We start from the raw sequence: 18,997 nt of genomic DNA, 5'->3' as shown, positions 1-18,997 counted from the left end.
ACTTTTTTTGTTCTCTCTGTATCTTTTCAGTTGTGCGGATCTAAAGATGAACAATCCCTGCGACCCTTTATCTAAGGATTATACGACAGGTCTTTTTGTAAAAATAGCAACAAACGATAAAGATGCTTATTGCGATGCGAATAGGAAGAATGAGGCATCCGCAGTTTTACCTTGTAACCCGTGCCGAATATTCATAACTGCCGTTCCGTATTCCGGAGGATTGGGAGGAATTTCCGGTGCCGACAGCAAATGTGCGCTAGATACGAATAAACCGAATTCTGGTACCTATAAGGCGTTTCTTTCTGATGCAATTGTTAGAAGAGCATGCCTTACTGCAAACTGTGGCGGTGGTGCTTCGGAGCATCTGGATTGGGTTATGAAACCAAACAGTAGTTATGTTCGTGTTGCAGATGCTGTTGCTATTGGTACAACAAACAGTAATGGACTACTCATGACTCAAACAAATCCAGTATCAATTCCTAGCGTTACAACTTGGCTTGGGTTCAATGCAAATTGGACAACGGAAACGAGCCTTCATTGTGACAATTGGATCGATGGATCAAACTCATTTGTTGGAACACTAAATGATCAAAGCACAAATCCAATGATTGGAGCCGCATCCAATCTTTGTAATAATTCCCACTCGCTCCTTTGTGTGGAGCAGTAGAAACCGATGGGAAAGAATCTTCCTAATAGTTTTTCTAAGATGAAAATATCGGCGAAGAATTTCCAACCTTTCCCGAACTAAAATCAGAGATTCTATCGGTCAAATTTTGTTTGCAAAAATAAACAAACCATGGCCAATCAATGCAGTTTAGAGGGATAAGAGGTTTCTATGGAAAAACGTTTTTTGACCTGGGCTGAGATTCTTGACATTGTGGTTTTAATCGGTTCGTTTGTTGTCTTAGTTGCTTGGATTTTTGGATCACCATTGTTTTACCGTACAGATGGTCCTGTATTGTCAATTTTTTCAGCCATTTCCCTTTTCGTGATAGTTGGTTTGCGTTTGGCAACGAGGCATTTTCATCTTTGGCCATTTACAGCAAATCTTGCATTATTAATGATTGTTGGGGGTGGGAATATTTCTTCCATATTGATGTTGTTATCTGCACCTGCTGTTCATATCAATCCCAAGTCTTCCTTGGTTATGACTTCCATCTTTACTTCCACAGGATTTGTATTATTTAGTATTTATGAAATCCTATTGTATCTCAGAAAAACTCCGAAAAGTGCATGGATTTTAGATGATATTTTAATTCACCTAGCGCTGGTTCCAGGGGGAATGAGTCTGATTGGTCATATTTTCCAAAATCCGACTTACCTCAGTATGTCCATAGACCCAAGAGTGGGAATTTCCCTATTGGAAATGGTTTTTATGGCTACCCTTGCTCTTTCTACAATCCTAAACAATCCAAACTTATTCCTTTGGAAATTTCTGAAAGGAGGACTTACCAACCAATTGACATTTGCAGGTTTATTTGCTAATCAATACATTGCTCCAATCGTATATTTGTTGCTAGTCGGTGCTAATTGGCAGACAGGTTCATTCGGTCCAGAGTTGTTTATTTTTTTCGGAGGAGTATTTGCTACTTTAGGTTTTCTTTTGTTTCAAGCAAAACTAGAATAAGGATGTCAGGAGAATCGTAAGCAGATAAGAAAGAGTAGGGTTGATATATATCAATGAGTGGTTCGAGGGGGATTTTTTTCTATGGCAAAATTGTCGGTTTTCTTTTGATTCGATGGATTAAAATGATTTCTATCTTTACTCTCTATGTTTCCTTTGTCTTGTGAAGTATCGGTTTTATTTTGGATTCTTTGCTGCAGTTCTATTGGTTTGTGATTGCTCGAAAGTAGAATCTAGAATCATTCAAGAAGTATCTGAGTTTGAGGTCGTAGAGCCTCCTTCTGATTTCCGTCTTTCCTCCCTCTGTCCCTCGGGATGGAAACAAGAGAAAGAGTATTGTGTCATTAATTATCAGTATGTAAATTCTTTAGAGAAAAATGGAGGACTTGGGCAAACTCTTCCCCAAGTCAAACTGGATCCCCAAGTGATTGATTTGGGGAGATATTTATTTTTCGATCCCATCCTCTCTGGCGATAAACAACTGTCATGTGCCCACTGTCACCACCCAGCTTATAGTTTATCGGATGGTAGAAGCCAAAGTATGGGAAAAGATGGAAAAGGGTATGGGCCAACCAGAAGTGGTGGTGTAATTCTGAAACGATCGGCGCCCAGTTTATGGAATGTCATTTATATGAAAAATCTATTTTGGGAAGGGAGAGCCTCTAATCTAGAAGACCAAGCGGAAGGACCACTCTATTCGCCAGAGGAAATGGGAAGTTCAAAAGAAATCATTGAATCTCGGTTAAACGAAATTCCTTTCTATCAAAAAATGTTTCGTCAGGCCTATGGAACAAAAGGAAAAAAAATCTCAGCTCCTTTAGTCATTGATGCCATTTCTACCTTTGAAAAGTCACTTGTTTCCTTCAGTAGTCGATTTGATAAATGGTCAACGGGAGAAAAGGAAGCTTTGAGTCCTGAAGAGCTGTTAGGTTATAATGTCTTTCGTTCTTTTGTGGCAAGGTGCGCTGAATGCCACCCGCCACCCATGTTCACAAACAATGTGTTTGCTACCATAGGAGTCCTTGACCGGACGGAGAGAGATTATGGAAGAGAAACGATCACGGGACAGGAATTACTCAGGGGATCTTTTCGTGTTCCTACGTTAAGAAATATTGCTAAGACCGCCCCATATATGCATTCTGGGAATTTAGAAACCCTAGAAGACGTTGTGAATTTTTATAATGAAGGCGGAGGCAGGGGGAACGGGGCTCCGAGTGATCTCCGAATTCATTGGCATGTAAGAAAAATGGGTCTGAACAAAAATGAAATTACATCTCTTGTCGCGTTTTTAAAAACGTTGAATGATGAAGCGAACATGCCAAAATTTCCCAAGTCGGTTCCGTCCGGTTTACCAGTTGCACTAGAATTTGAATCATACCACCATCGGAGTTCCATAAAATAATGAGTTTTACAAAGTCATTCCTATCTATCCAGTTTAGTCGAAATCAAAAAAACATTTTCCACCTATGGGTTGTTACTTGGTTCCTCTTTTTCTTTAGCTCTCAGGTTTTTTCACGCACGGTGGAAGTTCACGAAGGGGAATCCATTCAAAAGGCAATCGACTCACTCGAGAAGGGCGATACAGTTAAAGTGTTTCCTGGCATTTATCATGAGTTCTTGTTTGTGGACAAAACTCATTTTACTTTATCGGGTGTGATTGTTAACGGTAAGTGGCCTATTTTGGATGGAGAAGGAAAGTTAAACGATGGTGTGATCGGATCCGGTGCCAACTTTCTCATAGAAAACTTTCATGTTAAAAATTACAAAGCAAACGGTGTGATGACCCAAGGGGCAGGAAACATCATTATGCGCAAACTCATTGTAGAAAATACCGGGATCTATGGAATTTATCCAACGATGGGTACCAATGTTCTCGTTGAAGATACGGTTAGTGTAGGAATTGCTGATGCGGCAATTTACATCGGAATGTGCCATAATGTGGATGTTAGGCGTAACGAAGTTTATGGAAGTGTCATTGGAATAGAAATAGAAAATTCAACCAATGTACTGATTGAAGGGAATACTGTTTACGATAATTCGGCGGGAATCGTTGCCTTTGCTTTGCCAGGGCTTCCTTTAAAAAAAGTGGAAAACGTAATCATTCGAAAAAATTTCATATTTGATAACAACCATAGAAATTTTGCAGAACCGGGAGCTCTAGTGGCAGGAGTTCCTCCTGGGATTGGAATTGGAGTGATGGCTGGCGATGAAGTAACCATTGAGGGGAATATCATACGCAGAAATAGTTTTGCGGGGATTGGAATCGGTGATAACAATTTACTTCCTAACTCGAAGTCACCGGATCCAGATGTGGAACCAAATCCTGATCGTAATAAGATTTTAGAAAATGTTTTTATCGATAACGGCTTTCGCAAATGGGATGATATTGTTTCTTGGCTTTTTTATGTGATCAGAATCGTTTTCTCTGGAAACCCAATCCCTGAATCACCAAATGGTGGGAAGGTGGGAATCTTTCCCGATGGGTATGATGTTGTTGCCTCTGGGAAAGGAAAAGACAATTGTTTGATTGCTCCAGATGCAGTCACAAAAATTGGAACAAGTAGTTATGGAATCTGCAAACCAACAGAAAACACAGAAAAAATCAAAACGATGATTGGAGATCCAAGGGATGGAGAAGCCAAATCAGATGCGAGAGAGTTAGGGAAACAAGTGTTCGGTGCTGTTTGTTCCGGTTGCCACTCCATGACCATTCGAACCGTTGGACCTCCTATCAGAGAAATACAAGAAAAATATAAAAAAGATGTATATGGAGTTGTTTCCTTTGCCTCTATGCCAAAGAAGGTGAGAGAGGGTTTTATTGAGATGCCTTCGCAAAAATATTTAGGAAATGAAAAATTAACAGCCGTAGCTAATTATATTTTGAATTTGAAAGATGAAGGGGCCAAAGGGGTGGCAAAATAATATGAATGCAGAAAAAATCCTTCCTCAGATGAATCCATTTCGCGGTGGATTAATTTCTATAATTAGGTTACTTACCCCACCTATTTTAACAATCCTCTTGATTGTTTTAGTTAGATATACCTCCAGTGATGTATCTTGGAAACGAAATATTTTGGCAGTTTCGTTTCTCTGTTTTTATATTGGTGTTTCCGTCTTAGGAATGTTACGTGCTGCCTCTGCGGTGGAGGAAATTCTTGGTGAAGAAGATATAGTCGAGGATAAAATTTCTCGCATGAAACGAGCGAGACATTCGATTCGGATTTTCTTTTCGCTTTGGTTCGTCGGTGGGGTCGCCATTCTTGCGGGCCTATATGTAGGGATGAGTAAAAATCGTTGGGACATGCCCATTCCACTCCCTTCCTTGCAAATTCTAAGTTCGGTTGTTTGGGCAATCCTTTCTTCCTTCCTATTGCAGTTGATGAGTTTTCACAGAGGACTTCTACTTTCAAAGGGTGGTTCTGCAAAAAGATATATTGCTCAGAGTATTACAATTTATACCTTTCTTATCGCTCTTTTCCCTATTTATTTTGTTTTGTATGCAGGGAATGGTAAAATAGTCAATATTCCCTACCTGGTTGCCTTCACGTTGCCGACCAATGCAATATTAGTATATTTGATTGTTAGAAAATACAAATCTGTTATCAAACTACTGGGTGAAAATTCAGATTTTTTCTTCCATCCTGATACAAAATTTGCCGCCAAAAGAGCTTTCGGTACGTTTTTAGTATTATTTGTATTGATAAGTTTGTTCTTTTTGGATTATTCCCGAAGAAGAAAATTGTTTTGGATTTATGCCGCAAGAGAAAACCACATTTTCCTCTTTAATACACTCCGCCTAACGGGAGTCGATGTGAATGAAATAGATGAACATAAATATACACCTCTATTTTGGGCCATTCAAGGCGGTTCTTTAGAATTTGTAAAATCGATTGTTAAGGCAGGGGCAGATTTGGAGGCGATCAATGAATTTGGCCAAACTCCTCTGATTGTCGCGGTTTTAGTTAAAAATGAGACAATTGTAAAAGAATTAGTTTCTCTTGGAAGTAATCTCGACCGTCCTGATACGATAGAAGGCCAAACTCCTTTGTTATTAGCAGCAAGAGATGGTAGTTTTGAAATCGTAAAATTCCTTTTAGAAAAAAATGCAAATCCTTCCCTTAAAAATAAAAAAGGACAAACTGCACTCAGTTTAGCTTTGGAAAATGGACACCAAAAGATTGTTGAGTTATTGAAAAATCCATAACCAAATTTAAAGATATGAAATCATTTTAATTTCTTTTTCTAACTCTGTACATTCTGTCCCCTGTACAAATGGGTATGTTAAAAGATAAAATGATTTCAGATATGACGGTGCATGGGTATGCAAAAAAGACAATTCGAAGTTATACGATGTGTCTATCCCGGTTGGCAAGGTACTTTCAAAAGTCCCCTTTGGATTTGGAACCCTCGGATATATATGATTTTTTTCTGAATATGAGACAGGCAAATAAGTCTGATTCTTCTTTGGTTGTCTTTTATAGTGCTTTTTTGTTTTTTTATTCTCTTCTTGATCGTAAAGATATGTTGGAACTAGTTCCTTTCCCTAAAAGAAAACGAACGGTTGTGGCTGTATTTAGCCAAGCCGAAGTAACTTCTTTCCTTACCAATTGTCGTTCTGTTTGTGAAAAATCTATTTTCACCTTACTGTATTCTTCGGGAATTCGTATTGGAGAAGTGCTTAAACTTCAGGTAGTGGATATTGATTTTGAAAGAAAGGCAATCTTTATCTCTTCAGGAAAAGGAGGTCATGGCAGGTATGCAATCTTAGCAGACAAAACGGCATTGCTTCTTAAACAGTATATGGAAATTTATAATCCAAAAACATATTTGTTTTTTTCGCAGAAAGGAAAGGATGTTCCGATTAGTCCTCGCACTGTGCAAGCAGCATTTCAGAAGATTCGAAACTTATCGGGAATTCAAAAGTATGCCACAGTACATACACTTAGGCATTCCTTCGCCACTCATCTTTTAGAGGATGGGTATAGTTTAGTTTACATTCAAAAACTATTAGGTCATGCAGACATCAAGAGCACAATGATTTATCTTCATGTAAGTCCCAATTCTCTTTTGAAGATCACAAGCCCACTTGAAAAGATTGGAAACATTCGGTTGGGGATTTTTGAAAGCCAAAACCAGTATGGATTTCAGTTTCGATAAGATTGGTTTGAATCGAAATAAATACAGTTCAAAACTTTGCTTTCTTCATTCGACAGAGTGCGACAATCTTTTCTATATTAGGTTCTGTGATATTGGCAGCTTCGGGTAAGTTGCCAAGGTGGCTTAGGCCCACATGGATGAAACCTTTTTTCTCTTTGTTTAATACCACCAAACAATCTGAAGCCGGGAGGTGAAGGTCTTTCCGTAGTCTTTTTTGCTCCCTATCGGCGGCTGAAAAACCAACTTCAGTATTTTCGAACTGAAATTGTTGGATTTCTAGACTGGTTTTACTTACAAGATTTACCTTTTCCATAGTGAGTATGATTTTATCCGGAGAGAGGATAACCATGGTAAAAATCAAAAGAAATTCAGACATACATTACTCCTTAGCAATTTCTTTCAGTATATCACATAATTCTTCTGGTTTACTAAAAAATGGCGAGTGGCTGGAATCTATCTGAAAAACTTGGTCACAGGGCGAATCTTTTTGCATTTTCCTTTGGAGAAAGAGTGTAACGGCTCTATCTTGCAAACATTCGATGTATATTTTAGGAATTTTGCCATAACGTTCTGCCGTTAACTTCAATTTTTCGAAACCACCTAAGTTTGGTTCCGCTGTGAGTAATACATTGGCTAACTCAAGGATTTCAGGAGGACAATCATGATAGAGTGCTTCCTGGAAGATGTGTTGGCTCAACCGATGGGTTCTGAATTTTTTTGGTAAAAATAGATCGATCAATGTTTTTTTATAACCAGTATAGTTTTTGATCAATCGACTAACTAGTTTTATAGAAATTTTGGGAACTGTGTTTTGAATCACTAATGACTTTCGATCGAGGAGAGCATATTCCATCATAGACTTTCCATTTGGAATTAAATACGACGCAAGGAAGATTAATTTCTCAATTTTTTCTGGAATTATTTCTGCGACTTGGGAAATCACAATTCCATTTCGACTGTGAGCAAGTAAGACCACCTTCCCTTCTACTGCTTGGATAACTTCTATGGTTTTATTTACATAATCCTTGAGTGATGCCGAGTGTATTTTCTTTCTATCAAGACCATGCCCAGGCATATCAATGCTTATCGCAGAGTGTCCGCTGTTATGAAGCAGTGGAACTACTTTGTGCCAATTCCAAGCACCGTGGTAGGATCCATGCAGTAAAATAAATGTTTTCATCTCATCTCCTAAAATTGATTGCTAAGAGTTTAGAACAAATCTTGAGATGTGAAAACCCGATTCTTGCTGTTTTACATTAATTTTTGAAATGGATAGGTTTTCTTTTGATCAAACTTCGTTTGCGATCCAACCACTGTATCCTGGAGCAAAACGGGATACGTTAACTTCACGCGATTTCAAAAGATTGACTGCGTTGACTGATAGTAAACAGAGAGGACCTCGGCAGTACACAATTACTTCTTTGTTTTTAGGAAATTTGTGGGTAGTAAGTTCAGAGTAAGGGATGTTTACTGCTTCGGGGAGATGCCCTTTTTTATATTCTTCTTTTGATCGAACATCAATAAGAATGTTTCCGCCTTTCTTTATTTTTTTTTGGAGTTCGCTGACTGTAAGATTATTTTTTGAAATAGGTGTAATACCTGTTAAAAGAGCATGTCCCTGTGCTTTGCTGAAAACGGCGAACTTTTCTAAAGCCAAAAATAATTCTTTAATTGGGCCTGATTCCAATCGATAGAGGATTCGTTTCCCTTCGCGGCGGGTGGTCACCATGTTTGTTTTTTTTAGAGCTTGTAGGTGTTGTGAAGTGTTGGCCACGGGAATGCCTGATTGCTCCGAAAGGATTTCTACTGACTTTTCCCCTTCGGACAAAAGCTGGAGTAAGATAAGTCGCGATTCATTTCCTAACATATTGGCGACTTCACTCATACGTGGAATGGTTTCTAAACTGCTCATTTTCGATCTTATCCCAACATATGTTCTTTTTGTGGCAAGAGTTTTTGCAAAAGTTCCTCAAAAAAGCTCTAGACATTCTATCAATCAATAAAGTAATTGAATGATAGAATGTATTGTTGGAGGGAAAATATGGATTTTCTTTTAGAAAGTTGTTGGAAGGTCTTCGGAATTGGGATTGGAGCCACCATGGCAATGGATGTCTGGCGATTTTTTTTGCAAAAGACAATGGGGGTTAGTTCACTGGATCTTGGGCTTTTGGGACGTTTGGTGGGACACACATTTCGGGGAAAATTTTTTCACGATGGGATCGCTAAAAGCCAGGCCATTGCAGGAGAAACTTTGATTGGTTGGGTTGTGCATTATGCCATTGGGATTTTCTTTTCATTTTTGTTGCCGAGCATTTGGGGAGAAGGTTGGTTAAGAAATCCTACTTTGGTTCCAGCAATTCTTGTGGGTGTTGGAACCATACTTGCACCTTGGTTTTTAATGCAACCTGCTATGGGAATTGGAATTGCTGCTTCCAAAGCTCCGAAACCAAACCAAGTTCGATTAAGAAACTTAGCCATTCACACAGTTTATGGACTAGGGCTTTATGGATCAGCAATTCTTTCTAATGCCTTATTCCCTTGGGAACTCAAGTAAAGGAATCTATGATGAAATACATATTGACCATTGCTTTGATTGTTCTTTTTGGATTTTTTTCTGTTGGGATACCTATTGCTACGTTGCCAGGTCTTGTAAAAGGTTTTTTTGGCTTAAGTGATGTTTGGCTTGGAGTAATACTCGGAACTCAATCTCTTGTAACTCTGATTAGTCGACACCATTCGGGCACGATTTCGGATTTAAAAGGGCCAAAAGTTGCTGTGATACGAGGACTTTCTTTTGCAGTCATTTCTGGTTTGATTACAATAGGAGGAGTCTTTTTTAACAATAGTATTGGTCTTGTGAGTTTACTATTGGGCCGTATGATTTTGGGATATTCTGAAAGTCTATTGATTACGGGGGCACTTTCCTGGGGAGTGGGGTTGGTTGGACCAACTAATGCTGGTAAAGTGATGGCTTGGAGTGGAATGGCTATGTATGGGGCCATTGCGATCTCGGCACCACTCGGTTATTTGGTTGTGAAAGATTTTGGATTTCAAGGTGGGATGGTTTTTGCGATACTTTTGCCTCTCATTGCTGGAATCATTTCGTATTTTGTTCCTGCGACTCCCGTAACAGGAACTGCAAGAATCCCTTTTTATCAAGTGGTTCCTCGTGTTTGGAAACAGGGGACGGGTTTATTTTTTGCAGCCGTTTGTTTTGCTGGAATTGCTGGATTTAGCACACTCCTTTTTAAAGAAAAGGGTTGGGGGAACGCCCATTGGGTTATGGCAATCTTTGGAACTGCTTATGTCCTTGCTCGGGTTTTCTTTGCTCAATCGGTAGACAAATATGGTGGAAGAACCATTGCCCTTATCTTTTCTGCTGTGGCAATTTTAGGACAATATTTGCTTTGGCAGGCGAATTCCTCTTCGGTTGCATTTGTGGGAGCTGCACTCACTGGATTTGGATACTCTCTTGTTTTTCCTGCCTTTGGTGTGGAAGCAGTCAAGAATATGGAACCACAATTTAGGGGTGTTGCTCTTGGTGCTTATGTTGCCTTTTTTGATCTCGCCTTAGGAGTTACAGGCCCCCTTGCAGGGTTTGTTGCAAATTACTTTGGTTATGCGGCAGTGTATGCATTTGGAATGATCACTTGCGGAATTTCTTTTTTCATCGCATTGAACCTAAAAGAGAAGAAGAAAATTTCAGAATAAAACGATGCGATTTTTTCTGCAGAGTTAAAATTAAGGATCTCTTTCTTTTGGCTCTGTGGAGAATTTTTTTCGATAGTTGGAGGGTGTTAGATTGGTTAATTCCTTAAAGGCCCTGATAAAAGCATTTTTGGAATTGAAACCAACATCAAAGCCAATACGAAGTATAGGAAGGTTCGATTCAGTAAGAGCTTTTTTAGCAAATTGGATTCTTTTGTTTCGGATGATTTCAATTAAACTTTGGCCGAAGTATCGATTACAAACTTGAGAAGTGGTATGAGGAGAGAGTCCCAGAATTTCTGAAATCTTGGAAAGGCTAAGATCTCCATCTAAAATCAAATTTTTATCATTCAATAAATTTTCTAAATTCTTCCCTAACTCATTTAATCTTTCCTCTGATAAGTAAGATTTTTGGTATTTCGTAGTAGTTTGGTTTTTTTCAGAACTTTGGTTTATCTCATTTTGTTTTTGGTCTAGGTAGATTCTGTGCCACGCAAAACCAAGAACCCAAACAGAAAAACCTAGGTTAGAAATACTTTCGGAAGTTCTACCTGGGAAAAAAATACAAAACAGAATACAAAGAAACAACCAGAAGATCAGAATCAATACGTAACGATAAAAAAGTTTTCCCTCCCAATAGAAGTCCTCAGAAAATTCTTCCAGGACTAATCGAAATCGGTAATAAGTTCGAGAAAAAACTACAAGTGAAAAAGCCAGTGTCATCATTTGAAACTGATTTGAATCACTGAATATTTCGTTTTGAGGAATGTTCGCGAGCGAACGAATTTTATCCTCTCCACTTGAGAAAAAAAAGGGAATGTGAAACACAAAAAAAAGAATTGGTACTAACAAAAATAATCCGAACCAAACTCTATTTTCTTTGGGAATCCCAAAATATCTTGTCACTGCAAATGAAAAGAAGGGAGCAATGCTAAATCCAAATAGATACCCAGTTTTGATTAGATGAGGAAATTCATTAAGGTTTCCCGAAAAGTAAACAAGATTGCATAACATAATCAAGGAAAGAAAGAAGAAAAAATATCCCAAATCACGACTGAATGGTTTCCCCGTATTTTCTTGGCGATAGAAATACAAGCCAAGGAAAACAGACTGCATAAAACCAGCACCAAGTAAGATTGATCCAATCATTTGAAAACTAATCCTAAACTGCGAGAGTATCGAAGGATTGATAGAAATTTTTTGAAAAAGAAAGGTCCCATCCTATGGGGTGGGACGACAAAGGATTCAATTTGTTTTATCCTACTTGGTTAGAAAGTAATGAAGAGTGGTTCCATGAAATTAAATCGTTATGCGGGTATGATATTTATCTTTATACCGTTTCTTATCCAGATTCCTTATACAATGTTGATTATGAATTTTCAATATCCGGATATTTTACGAAAGCCGGCCGGTGAGATTTTATTGGAATTCCAGAAAGGAGGGGCAACACTTATTTGGACTTGGTGGTTTTTTGGAATTTCGGGTCTGCCACTTCTCTTTAGTTATCTTAGTTTGTATCAGGTCACTCAAGCAAAAAGCCCACTTATATCCCTCACGGCAACGACATTGGGAATTGTAGCACTATTTTTCCAACTCATGGGACTTTTGCGATGGGTGTTTGTGATTCCTGTCTTTTCTCATCTTTATACAGATCCGAATACATCTAGTGTGATGAAAGAAGCAATTTTGGTGAATTTCCAAACAATCCACCACCTATTCGGTGTTTTGCTGGGTGAACATTTGGGTCAACTATTTACAATATTTTGGATGGCGATCATTTCTTTTATCATCCGGAAAGACCATATTTTCCCTAAATGGATTGCTTTCTTTGGGTTTGTCTCTTCATTCATTTACCTTTTAGCGCAATTGGAATTGTTTGCCATTGTGATTCCTGAACTGAGTGAGGTTCCTCTCGCTGGTCTTATGGGGAGTTTGTGTTGGTTAGTTTGGATGGTTTTTCTAGGATTTCAGATGGTGAAGAAATGAATTTGGGTAACGTGATTATAGTTCAATGCAAATTTGTTAGGTGGTCGGACCGATTCTTAAGGACAGGAGTGACCTACGGGCAGATTGTATTTATTGGATAAATAACACTCTACAGTTTCCCGGTCACTTGTGCTAAGGACTTGGTCAAAATAAATCATATCTCCGAGTAAACCGTCAAAATAATCTCCATTGGTCGGATAGGTGCCGGTGTCCCATAAAAATCTACCTATACTTAGGTCCCCCGCTGAACAATTGTATGTTCCACCGGTGGTAGAATTGGAACCAACGACAGCTCCTCCTTTATAGATATTTCCCAATGATCCATCGAAATCTAAGGACATCAAAACGGGAACATTGGCAGTATTGTAATTTGCTGTTGAAACCAATCTTGCAGTATTAAGTTGAATATCAAAAAGGCTTAGAAGATTTCCTGCATTGTCTGGTAAATAGAGGAGTTTCGTTCCATTATGAAAAATCCCATCGTTACTAGTTGAGTTTGCTTCGTTAAACACAACAAAAATTGTATTGGAAGTCGAATTTAAATCAGGGGTGCAAGCTCTCGATAAATAGGTCGCCGGACCGTCCAAAAAACGGACGCCAGGAGATCCGTTAATTCCTGTTAGGTTGTAGTTTGGTTGTGAAGCAGCACTCGCTTGACTGACGTGATACCCATTCCCACTCCTATCATCCCAAACACCAATACAATTAGTTCCTCCGCTACAGGCACCCGGACCAAAGGAAGCTGCCTCTGGCATTAGGAAAAATTTCAATCTACTACCAGCAATCGATGGATTCCAACTGCTGACTTGCGTAGGATAATGCCCTGATAGAACTCTAATCTCCGTATCAGAAAGGACACGATTATAGATTCTAATATCATCTAGATCACCTGAAAAGTTTCCAACTCCATCGAGCCGTCTTCCAATTTCAAGACTTGGACCGGGAACAGTGGACCAAGCTTTAGATCCAAAAGCACGTAAGACACCATTCTCATAAACTCTCACGTTAGCAGAATCATAAGTTCCGCAGAGATGCATCCATTGGTTCCTAAATCCTTCGTGAAATGTTGTGACATCATCAGCTACACCAAACATTCCTGTGACTGTATCGGAAACCACGAGTCCATTTCCTTGTAAGTTTACAAAGGTTCCAAATCCAACAATGTATTCACCTATGGAACTTGATTTATTAAACCAGGCACAAATGGTTCTTGCGCTACTTCCTGTGGGTAAACCATTGGGATTTAATTTTTGCATAAAGGAGGCACCATTGAAATAGTAAGCTCCATTTGGGTGACCATTCCGATCTGTGGTTATAGCGGCTCCCGTTATGTTCAAATCATTATGAAAGTTACCATAATCTTTTGCATTACCGTTGAATGGAAAGTAGGAGATAAGCCCTGAGGGGACTTGGATAGCAAGCTTTTGGATGGAATCATTGTCGAGAGCTCCATTGAAAAAACGAACGTCAGAAATTTTTCCTTTGAAATAATTTCCGTTGCCCGCATCTCCCACCTTGAAAGTGTTAGCTGGCGCGATAGGGTTGGTCGTAAAAACAATCGAATCCGGTTTGCCGTTGATGTAAATTTGCCAATTGGGATTCGAACGTCGGAGTACAACATGTGACCATTGGTTCAGAGGTAACCGCATTGTTGTAAATCCACTTGGTCCAACAGCACCAAGGGAGACGTACAATCTTCGTGAGGTCCCCACACTTTCAAAGGCGAGTCCATATCCATTGCTACCACCTAGTCCACGATAGAATATAAATTGAGTAGCGGCTGAATCTGTTCCTGCTGGGTACACCCAAGCTGAGATGGTTAAATTGCCGGTAATTGCAGGAGTTATATTTGTTGTGGATTGAATGATTTCTCCACTTCCATGGAATTCATAAGCTCCATTGGGGAGAGCATTTTCGTCTGCCGTCGGTGTGGGTGCTCCTGTGATGAGACCATGGTTTGTCCCAATGGAGTCGTTTGTGTTTCCGTCAAACGTATAACGTAATAATTCTGAAGGCTCCAAGTAACGAAGAGAGTGATTTCCGGTATCGGAAATATAAATATTCAGTCCATCAGATATTAAATAGCCAGGAAAGTTCAAAAGACCATTCCCACCGGTATTGTCTGCATACCCAGAGACACTTCCTACTAAGGTTGTGACCTTCCCTGTTGCTATATTGAGATGTCTAATTCTATGACCAGACCATTCAGAAATAAATAAATTGGTTCCATCTGTAGTTACTCCATGTGGGTCATTGAACTGTGCTGCCGTTCCGATTCCATCTGTAGATGCTTGCACTCCATCACCAGCAATTGTGTCTACTGCATTGGTTCCACTCAGGGAAAGTCTGCGAATTTTATGTCCGCCACCTCCACCAAGATCTGTTATATAAAGATAACCTCCAAGGCCAACTGCTCCAATGGGTGACAAGAAACGAGCGTTAGTTCCTGTTGGGTTATCGGCAAAACTACAAATTGTAGGAACACCAGCAATAGTGCTAACGGCTGTTGTGGTAGGGTTAATAACGCGAATAGTGCAATTACCACGATCTACAACATAGAGATTGCTATTGTACATAGTAATCCAAGAAGGATTATTAAAAGAGGCAAGAATTCCAGAAACGTTGTCCGCAGAAGCGGCATTGCCGGTTCCAGCAAATGTGGATACAACGGAGGTTGAAAGATTGACCTTTCGAATCCGCCTTCCTGAAGATTCTAATACAAATAAATTATTCCCATCGGTGGTGAGGCCGGTAATTCCGTTGAACTCTGCGGCAGTTCCTACACCATCTTTACAATTAGTCGTAACAGTTCCTGGACATACTGTCCCACCACCAGAATTTCCTCCGGCAAGGATGGTAGTCGTTCCATTGGACTTATCGATTTTACGAATGACTGCGTTGATTGAGTCTGCTAGGTAAATAAAATTACCATCAGTTGTGATCATGTTGGGCCCGCTAAAACGAGCAATTGTAGGTGATGCACTGGCTGCTGCTCCACCTGTTACTGCTCCGGCACCACCGGCGTTGACTGGAAAAGAACCGACTTTTGTATTTATTAAGGTTTGCCTGCCGATGAGATTGGTTCCGAGATCAGCACTTGGGGTCGGATGGATGTTTCCTCCCACAATGTATCCTGTAATACATGTTATAAATAATGTAACATTGGCTGCCGCCATGGTTCCTACAGTAAGTGTTGGATCATCAAACGAACAAACCGTACCTAATGGTTGTGAGGTGATTGTCACCGCATAGTTGGAGCCAGTGGATATGAGTGTAGTAAATTTGGTGAGGCCAGTTGTTGCAATGTTGAGAGTTTCGGCATTGTTTTGGACAGAGATTGTACCGCTGAGTCCTGAGACATTGACTCCCACTTCATAGAAATTGGTACCCCATCCACAGGTGACGTTAATATTATTTACATTACTACTTTGGACAACACCTTGGGCATTGGTTATCGTGCAGGAAAGGCCTGAGCCATTTGTTACTAGACTGACATTGTAACTTTGCCCAGAACTTAGTTTTTTGGGGAAGGTGAAATTTCCATCGCTAGTAACAGTTACCGAATCTTGGTTGTTTGTGAGTGTGACCGAAGCCCCTGTGCTGAGTCCAGATACGGCTCCGCCTATACTATGTCCTGTAAATTGTGAACTTGAGAAAAAGCGAAGGAAAGCGAGAAATTCGAGTGGGTCACGCTCCAGGGAAGGGAATCGGCAAGAAGAGAGGATCAGAAATACCAAAGGTAATGTAAATCTCTTCATATAGGATGTCCGTGACCTATCTTAGTTTCAAGAGCCTAAGTATAGAAGCAAGAAATTTCTGCGCCCAGATTCATTGGATCGGATAATAATCTCAATCGTTTGAATGTCCCTGATTTCTCTTTTCCAGAGTAATTTTACTGTTCGATGCAAAGTAAAGAATAGGGACTTGCACAGGTCAAAGAAGCGCTTGAAAGTGATCCGCTTCCCGTTTGCTGATTCCAGTTGAGTACAATTTGTCCATTATTTGGGGATCCAGAAAGATTTTGTGGTTTGGATGGAGGTGTAGAGGTGACAGTACAATCGGTTTGCACCAAAATATTGTTCAAACCACATGGTGAATCGGAGTCATTTATATTACAAACTTCGGTAGGTTTGCAATCATGACCGAGAATCAAAACTAAAATTGCTATTTTAATGATTTTTATGATCACGGATTGTCTAGTAAATTTATTTCCTAATCTTAGGTTTGTCAATGACAGAAACAAAATCTCGAAAAATAAGAATCGAAGCAATTTTGCCTTTGGTATTTTCAAAAACAAGGGATACGGCAGACATCCATTCAGAACCTCATTGGGATCCTAAAAAAACTTCCGATTCTTTTGTTCCGAAGTATATATCGGAACGACTGATTCGCATTGATCTATTATACTGTTCACTAAGATGAAAAAACAACCATACAACATTTCCCGTTTTTTCTTACTTTTGATTGTTTTTTCTGTTATCTTTTGTCGGCCTTCCGATTTGGAGAACGCAAACGATGTTCACAGTCGAGAATTTAATGAAACGCAAATACTAAACTGTTTGTTAATTGGTCCGTTTTGTACTCGCGAGGTTGGTGTGCCAATCCAACCATTAGTGCAATTGGATTTTACCAATGGTTCCTTGGTGAATTCGGGACCAGTAGTTTTTAATTTATCTAGCCAGGAATGGGTGCCCAATTGGACAACAGGGAAAGACGGTGATGTCAACGGAGGCTTAAATTTCGATACGAATAACCGATATTATTCCTCGGATGCAGGTCAAGATGCCAGTTTGCCTATGGGAGCAAAACCACGAACCATGTGCGCTTGGATCAAACCTACACAGCTTCCTGCCAATGGCTCTCATCAATTGATATTTCGGTATGGCTCTACTACAACCGCGAATGCTTCTGTGTTATCACTTTCCACGGCTACAGGAAATAAAGTTTCCTTTTTAGGATTTGGTTATGATGCCCTTGCCGATTACACAGTACCACTGAACACCTGGACGCATTTATGCGCTTCCTATAACGGAGGAAATACGGCAAGTCTCTATGTGAATGGAAACTGGATCGGCAGTCCGACCTTTAGCGGTTCGGGGCCACTCAATACGACCTCTGGAGCCTTTGTGATTGGGACTTGGACCGGAAGTGGGGGTTTGCCATACTACTGGTGGGGCGATTCCGATGCTATGCGGATCTATGATATTGCTTTAAGTGCCAAACAAATCGGTCAGGTTTATCAAACAGGAATTGCATACTTAGAATAGCCATCGATAAGAGAACCAATAGTTGGTAAGGAATTTTGTTATCCGCTTGTTTTTTATGATTTCGAAATAATCAAATTTTTTTTGATTCTTCCGTTCGGAAATATATACCCGAACGATTGCTAAGCACAAATACCTTATACTCTTGAGCCAAGATGAAAAAACAAATATGCGAACGTTTTCATTTCCTTGGACAGTTTAGTAATTTATCCTACACAATCCTCTTCCTAATTTTTATTATTTTGGATTGTAAACCTTCTGATTTTAATAATGCAGGGGATGTTCATAGTCGAGAGTTTAATGAAACACAAATACTTGCCTGTCTCGTAAAAGGTAAGGATTGTTTTCTCTGTACTGGAAATACTTCGTTATCCTATCCGCAGAACACTTACCTTTTGGGACAAAATTTTCCGGTTTCTATCAAATCAGATTTATGCAGTCAAATCATAACATGCAAAGTAACACCTACACTCCCGACGGGACTTACCCTAAACAATGAAACTTGTGAAATCTCTGGCTCTCCAACAACAATCACAGGTTATGCGGATTATAAGGTCACGGCAACAACGAGTACAGGAGAAATGAGTACAACCCTTCGTATCGGTGTTGAAATTGGATCCTTAGTCCATTTGAAATTTACTAATGGATCTTTTGAGAATTCAGGCATCCAGCCATTAACTCTAACAGCTGGCCCTACTCTTTCCAAAATAACTGGATATGAAGGGGATACGAATGGGGCAGTACATCTCAATAATACGGATATCGGTTCCCAAATTGGGGGAGATAGTATGTTGCCAAGCGGGACATTGCCAAGAACCATTTGTATTTGGCTGAGGCCAGACGCCCTCCTCGGATCTGGGGTGCAGGAATTGATCTTTTCTTATGGTACGCTTTTTAATAATGCCTGCGGGTTTGGATTACAAAATACAGCAGGAGTTACTGGGTTATATTTTACTCGAGCCAATTTTAGTGCGAAACAAACCTATGCTCCGCCCGCGGGTACTTGGACACATATTTGTATCGTTTTTGACGGAACGAATTCCTCCTTTTATACCAATGGTACCTTTTTGGGGACACCAGCCACGACTGGTTCTGGTGCTGTAGACACAATTTTACAAAGAATTACTTTCGGAAGTTGGGGTGGTGGGTATTGGTACCACGGTGGCATTGATGGATTTCGTGTTTTTGGCTCTGTTCTCAGTGCTACGGCAGTGAATCAAGTGTATCAGGGATCACCGATATTAGGCCCCTAATGGTT

Annotated in this window: 17 protein-coding genes; 12 read left to right on the top strand and 5 right to left on the bottom strand. The window is 39.8% G+C overall.

Translation table 11 applies throughout. The features are described 5' to 3' along the window. Window positions 1-46 precede the first annotated feature (46 nt). From LEP1GSC195_RS05455 to LEP1GSC195_RS05430, 6 genes are all read left to right on the top strand, one after another. Window positions 47-667 carry a DUF1554 domain-containing protein gene (locus LEP1GSC195_RS05455; protein ID WP_232227700.1) on the top strand — a complete coding sequence of 207 codons (621 nt, stop codon included), beginning with the start codon at window positions 47-49 and terminating at the stop codon, window positions 665-667. 168 nt (window positions 668-835) lie between these two features. Beyond that, window positions 836-1,627 (top strand): hypothetical protein, encoded by a 792-nt coding sequence (locus LEP1GSC195_RS05450; RefSeq protein ID WP_015680283.1) that lies wholly within the window; start codon window positions 836-838, stop codon window positions 1,625-1,627. Window positions 1,628-1,787: 160 nt separating this feature from the next. Beyond that, window positions 1,788-3,026: a cytochrome-c peroxidase gene (locus LEP1GSC195_RS05445; protein ID WP_015680237.1), complete on the top strand. Its 1,239-nt coding sequence runs from the start codon at window positions 1,788-1,790 to the stop codon at window positions 3,024-3,026. Continuing rightward, complete coding sequence (locus LEP1GSC195_RS05440; RefSeq protein WP_015680413.1) at window positions 3,026-4,546, top strand: parallel beta-helix domain-containing protein; 1,521 nt, start codon at window positions 3,026-3,028, stop codon at window positions 4,544-4,546. The genes LEP1GSC195_RS05445 and LEP1GSC195_RS05440 overlap by 1 nt, the downstream gene beginning before the upstream one ends. 1 nt (window position 4,547) lies before the next feature. After that, window positions 4,548-5,828 carry an ankyrin repeat domain-containing protein gene (locus LEP1GSC195_RS05435; RefSeq protein ID WP_015680362.1) on the top strand — a complete coding sequence of 427 codons (1,281 nt, stop codon included), beginning with the start codon at window positions 4,548-4,550 and terminating at the stop codon, window positions 5,826-5,828. A 74-nt stretch (window positions 5,829-5,902) separates the two neighbouring features. Continuing rightward, on the top strand, window positions 5,903-6,781 hold the full coding sequence (locus tag LEP1GSC195_RS05430; protein ID WP_015680270.1) for a tyrosine-type recombinase/integrase: 879 nt from the start codon (window positions 5,903-5,905) through the stop codon (window positions 6,779-6,781). A gap of 28 nt (window positions 6,782-6,809) precedes the next feature. On the opposite strand, the gene LEP1GSC195_RS05425 is transcribed toward LEP1GSC195_RS05430, so the two are convergent. The 3 genes from LEP1GSC195_RS05425 to LEP1GSC195_RS05415 form a co-directional block, all read right to left on the bottom strand. Then, window positions 6,810-7,157 carry a hypothetical protein gene (locus LEP1GSC195_RS05425; RefSeq protein WP_015680251.1) on the bottom strand — a complete coding sequence of 116 codons (348 nt, stop codon included), beginning with the start codon at window positions 7,155-7,157 and terminating at the stop codon, window positions 6,810-6,812. Between the two features lie 3 nt (window positions 7,158-7,160). Next, the gene (locus LEP1GSC195_RS05420) at window positions 7,161-7,961 is read right to left on the bottom strand and encodes an alpha/beta fold hydrolase (protein ID WP_015680330.1); all 801 of its coding nucleotides are present in this window, start codon (window positions 7,959-7,961) and stop codon (window positions 7,161-7,163) included. Between the two features lie 108 nt (window positions 7,962-8,069). After that, window positions 8,070-8,693: an ArsR/SmtB family transcription factor gene (locus tag LEP1GSC195_RS05415; RefSeq protein WP_015680369.1), complete on the bottom strand. Its 624-nt coding sequence runs from the start codon at window positions 8,691-8,693 to the stop codon at window positions 8,070-8,072. A 129-nt stretch (window positions 8,694-8,822) separates the two neighbouring features. Between LEP1GSC195_RS05415 and LEP1GSC195_RS05410 the strand changes: the two genes are divergently transcribed. Together LEP1GSC195_RS05410 and LEP1GSC195_RS05405 are read left to right on the top strand one after the other, a co-directional pair. Further along, a complete protein-coding gene (locus LEP1GSC195_RS05410; RefSeq protein ID WP_015680395.1) occupies window positions 8,823-9,335 on the top strand; it encodes a DUF2938 domain-containing protein in 513 nt (170 codons plus the stop codon). A gap of 8 nt (window positions 9,336-9,343) precedes the next feature. Next, window positions 9,344-10,492, top strand: coding sequence for an MFS transporter (locus LEP1GSC195_RS05405; protein WP_232227699.1), 1,149 nt, complete (start codon window positions 9,344-9,346; stop codon window positions 10,490-10,492). 30 nt (window positions 10,493-10,522) lie between these two features. On the opposite strand, the gene LEP1GSC195_RS05400 is transcribed toward LEP1GSC195_RS05405, so the two are convergent. Beyond that, complete coding sequence (locus tag LEP1GSC195_RS05400; RefSeq protein ID WP_015680278.1) at window positions 10,523-11,638, bottom strand: helix-turn-helix domain-containing protein; 1,116 nt, start codon at window positions 11,636-11,638, stop codon at window positions 10,523-10,525. A 144-nt stretch (window positions 11,639-11,782) separates the two neighbouring features. Here LEP1GSC195_RS05400 and LEP1GSC195_RS05395 point away from each other — a divergent pair, with 144 nt between their 5' ends. Continuing rightward, window positions 11,783-12,475, top strand: coding sequence for a DUF4386 domain-containing protein (locus tag LEP1GSC195_RS05395; protein WP_232227698.1), 693 nt, complete (start codon window positions 11,783-11,785; stop codon window positions 12,473-12,475). Between the two features lie 56 nt (window positions 12,476-12,531). Here the strand turns inward: LEP1GSC195_RS05395 and LEP1GSC195_RS05390 are convergent, their stop codons facing one another. Beyond that, entirely contained in the window at window positions 12,532-16,233 is a 3,702-nt protein-coding gene (locus LEP1GSC195_RS05390) for a LamG-like jellyroll fold domain-containing protein (protein WP_015680341.1), read from the bottom strand. A 472-nt stretch (window positions 16,234-16,705) separates the two neighbouring features. On the opposite strand from LEP1GSC195_RS05390, the gene LEP1GSC195_RS05380 reads away from it, so the two are divergent. From LEP1GSC195_RS05380 to LEP1GSC195_RS05365, 3 genes are all read left to right on the top strand, one after another. Then, window positions 16,706-16,897, top strand: coding sequence for a hypothetical protein (locus LEP1GSC195_RS05380; RefSeq protein ID WP_040506395.1), 192 nt, complete (start codon window positions 16,706-16,708; stop codon window positions 16,895-16,897). After that, on the top strand, window positions 16,894-17,742 hold the full coding sequence (locus tag LEP1GSC195_RS19815; protein WP_015680410.1) for a LamG domain-containing protein: 849 nt from the start codon (window positions 16,894-16,896) through the stop codon (window positions 17,740-17,742). Before LEP1GSC195_RS05380 ends, LEP1GSC195_RS19815 begins: the two co-directional genes overlap by 4 nt. Before the next feature lie 152 nt (window positions 17,743-17,894). Continuing rightward, a complete protein-coding gene (locus LEP1GSC195_RS05365; protein ID WP_015680429.1) occupies window positions 17,895-18,992 on the top strand; it encodes a LamG-like jellyroll fold domain-containing protein in 1,098 nt (365 codons plus the stop codon). Window positions 18,993-18,997 lie beyond the last annotated feature (5 nt).

Source organism: Leptospira wolbachii serovar Codice str. CDC (genome assembly GCF_000332515.2).
GTDB lineage: Bacteria > Spirochaetota > Leptospiria > Leptospirales > Leptospiraceae > Leptospira_A > Leptospira_A wolbachii.
The sequence above is the reverse complement of the archived record's forward strand: the minus strand, read 5'-3'. Positions and strand labels throughout refer to the sequence as shown.